Genomic DNA, 2,623 nt, shown 5'->3' with positions numbered 1-2,623 from the left:
ACTCGTTGCTTTGCTGCCGAGTTCGTGTAACGACCAACGGCGATAGCGAAGAGATTTCTGGTTTTCCCCATGAGCGCCAGAACATTTTGAGCGCTTCTGGGTGATTTGAAACGGATGAGGCATTTTTCTTTCCTGCGTGTAGGCTGATGGGCACTCTCGGCGCGGTTATTGAGCCTTTTATGGGAACGATGCGCTGTGCCTTTACTCATCTGTTGAATCGGTTTCGTGTAGCTTCTCAGTTTGTCGGTTACCATGACCCGTGGTTTGGGATAGGCGTTCAATAAGCGGGATAGAAAGCGGATGGCTGCTTTTTTGTTACGGCTCTTTTGCAGCAACACATCCAGCTCATAGCCTTCCTCATTCACCGCGCGCCATAAATAATACGTCTCGCCGTTAATGCGCAGTTGTTGCTCATCTAAATGCCATTTATCGGATGGCCATGGCTCTCGCTTCTTAACCACATGCTTAAAATGAGGGCCAAATTTGATGCACCATTGGCGTATGCTCTCATAGCTCACTTCAATCCCTCGATACAGTAACCGCTCTGAAACATCTCGGTAACTGTCATTAAACCGGTGATAACTCCATACCGCTATACTGATTATCTCTACGGGATAACGATATCTTTTCGGCTTTTGCTCCAACATCTTTTCACCAGCTAAATAAAGCGTAGTGTAACGTAAAAGTTAACTTGACGATGCCGTTTCATTCAGTTTTCATTTAATCACTCTTGGGAGTAGTAGGCCTATATGCTTTATATTCTCCTAATTCTCTTAAGAATAATGGTTATCTGTATAAAACGGTAGATTTTTACATGCGGCGGTTCGTAACTAGGTTAGGTCGTCCTCATCTCTTGGCAAACTATGAGGTAATGAAAAGGAAATAGGTTGAGTGAAACTTACTATGCTTCCTCTAATATCATTGACCTGGAATGAGCAGTCATTAGTTTTATTATCTCGCTTGTTGGCTTATCTAATGATTTACCTTGAATGTGGTGAGAAAGATATAACACGTATAGCGGGTATATCGTGAGTTTCTGGTAATATATCTATGCCTCTAGCAAATTAATAAAAACCTATGACACGTATTTATAGCTATGAAATGCAGCAACAACTCAAAGATAGCCTGGAATTATTGCAAATGATTTTCGGGCCTGATCTTTTGGGTGTTTATCTTTATGGCTCATCGCTTGTAGGTGGATTGCAAAAATACAGCGATATTGATTTATTTGTTGTTACTAAACGTATGACAACCGCAGAGGAAAAAACCAGATTAGTTGCCAATCTTCTGCAAATTTCTGGTATTTACATGAAAAGCTCAAAATTGCCTCTTGAAATGACCATTGTTGCGAGGGCAATGATTAATCCTTGGCAGTATCCCCCCTCACTTTGATTTTCAATATGGCGATTGGTTGCGTGAATCTTTTGAAGAAGGGATGATTGAACCCTGGCAGACTCCTGAGATGCCTGATCTGGCGCTGATTGTTACTCAAGTTTTATTAAAGAGTCAAACTCTATGGGGGGTTAGAACCTGGGCAGCTATTAATGTCTGTGCCCTATCAAGATTTTATCAAGGCTATGCTTTACGATTTAGATAGACTGGCCACAGATCTTGAGCATGATACTCGAAATGTTTTACTGACTTACGCGCGAATCTGGAGTACTTTAGAAACAAACACGATAAGATCTAAACCTGCTGCAGCAGACTGGGTAATAAGTCGTTTACCTAATGTGCATCAGCCTGTGATGAAGCGAGCTAAATCAATTTGTGTTGGTGAAGAATATGAATATTGGGATGATATTAAAGGGTTTATAAAGCCTTGCGCAGATTTTATGGTGAACAAAATCGAGTCGCAAAGTTCATTGATCAATTTTAATGATCCCAACAAATTAATTAAACTGGCCGATGAACCATTTTGAGAGGAATTCTGGTTTCGCTTAATGAAGTATACCTCTTCTTGAGATAGCATTCTTGAAGAACCAGAAACTCACTGCCATAATAAATTTAATTCTCTGCCAGTATCTTACGAAAAAGGATTTCTTATGTCTACTGTAGGTACTTATCTCGCACAACGCTTCCAAGAATTAGGAATGAACGATTACTTTGCTATTCCCGGAGACTATAACCTGAGCTTATTGGACGAGTTATTAAAAAATACTTCCCTTCAAATGATCAATTGTTGTAATGAGCTGAATGCAGGCTATGCAGCAGATGGTTATGCGCGTATTAAAGGCGTTTCCGCATTAATTGTTACCTATAGTGTTGGCGGCTTAAGTGCTGTTAATGCGATTGCAGGGGCTTATGCTGAGAATCTGCCAGTCATTGTTGTTTCAGGTGGCCCTAATACAAACTCCGTGCAGGATGCGGAAATTTTACACCATACGTTGGCAACGGAAAATTATAGTTACGTTCGCGAAATATTTGCGAAAATTACAGCGCATAGTGTATTTATTCATAGACCAAGTGATGCGCCGATGCAAATTGATACTGCCATCGCAATTGCACTGGAAAAGAAAAACCGGTTTATATCGAAATCGCATGCAATATCGCAACTAGCAAAGTTTCTCCTCCAACTCAACGGGCTCTCAATGTCAAACGGTCGAGTGATACCTCATCTCTTGCT

Annotated in this window: 6 protein-coding genes; 5 read left to right on the top strand and 1 reads right to left on the bottom strand. The window is 40.9% G+C overall.

Going from position 1 to position 2,623, the window contains the following annotated elements:
- Positions 1-647 (bottom strand): IS6 family transposase (locus BN58_RS15760; RefSeq protein ID WP_019217630.1); only part of this gene is annotated, 647 nt, incomplete at its 3' end.
- Positions 648-903: 256 nt separating this feature from the next.
- On the opposite strand from BN58_RS15760, the gene BN58_RS36480 reads away from it, so the two are divergent.
- The 5 genes from BN58_RS36480 to BN58_RS26230 all read left to right on the top strand — a co-directional run.
- The gene (locus BN58_RS36480; RefSeq protein ID WP_269570366.1) at positions 904-1,032 is read left to right on the top strand and encodes a hypothetical protein; all 129 of its coding nucleotides are present in this window, start codon (positions 904-906) and stop codon (positions 1,030-1,032) included.
- 45 nt (positions 1,033-1,077) lie between these two features.
- Entirely contained in the window at positions 1,078-1,392 is a 315-nt protein-coding gene (locus BN58_RS34845) for a nucleotidyltransferase domain-containing protein (protein ID WP_232220700.1), read from the top strand.
- A 19-nt stretch (positions 1,393-1,411) separates the two neighbouring features.
- On the top strand, positions 1,412-1,597 hold the full coding sequence (locus BN58_RS34840; protein WP_232220699.1) for a hypothetical protein: 186 nt from the start codon (positions 1,412-1,414) through the stop codon (positions 1,595-1,597).
- The gene (locus BN58_RS34835) at positions 1,578-1,919 is read left to right on the top strand and encodes a DUF4111 domain-containing protein (protein WP_232220698.1); all 342 of its coding nucleotides are present in this window, start codon (positions 1,578-1,580) and stop codon (positions 1,917-1,919) included. Before BN58_RS34840 ends, BN58_RS34835 begins: the two co-directional genes overlap by 20 nt.
- 123 nt (positions 1,920-2,042) lie before the next feature.
- A partial coding sequence (locus BN58_RS26230; protein ID WP_040916638.1) for a thiamine pyrophosphate-binding protein occupies positions 2,043-2,623 on the top strand: 581 nt, incomplete at its 3' end.

Source organism: Legionella tunisiensis, assembly GCF_000308315.1.
In the GTDB taxonomy this organism is placed as follows: domain Bacteria; phylum Pseudomonadota; class Gammaproteobacteria; order Legionellales; family Legionellaceae; genus Tatlockia; species Tatlockia tunisiensis.
The sequence above is the reverse complement of the archived record's forward strand: the minus strand, read 5'-3'. Positions and strand labels throughout refer to the sequence as shown.

What these genes read in the sequence shown, in the direction of transcription:
- BN58_RS36480 (WP_269570366.1), top strand. Translation starts at nt 904, where the DNA reads ATGCTTCCTCTAATATCATTGACCTGGAATGAGCAGTCATTAGTTTTA.
- BN58_RS34845 (WP_232220700.1), top strand. Translation starts at nt 1,078, where the DNA reads ATGACACGTATTTATAGCTATGAAATGCAGCAACAACTCAAAGATAGC.
- BN58_RS34835 (WP_232220698.1), top strand. Translation starts at nt 1,578, where the DNA reads ATGCTTTACGATTTAGATAGACTGGCCACAGATCTTGAGCATGATACT.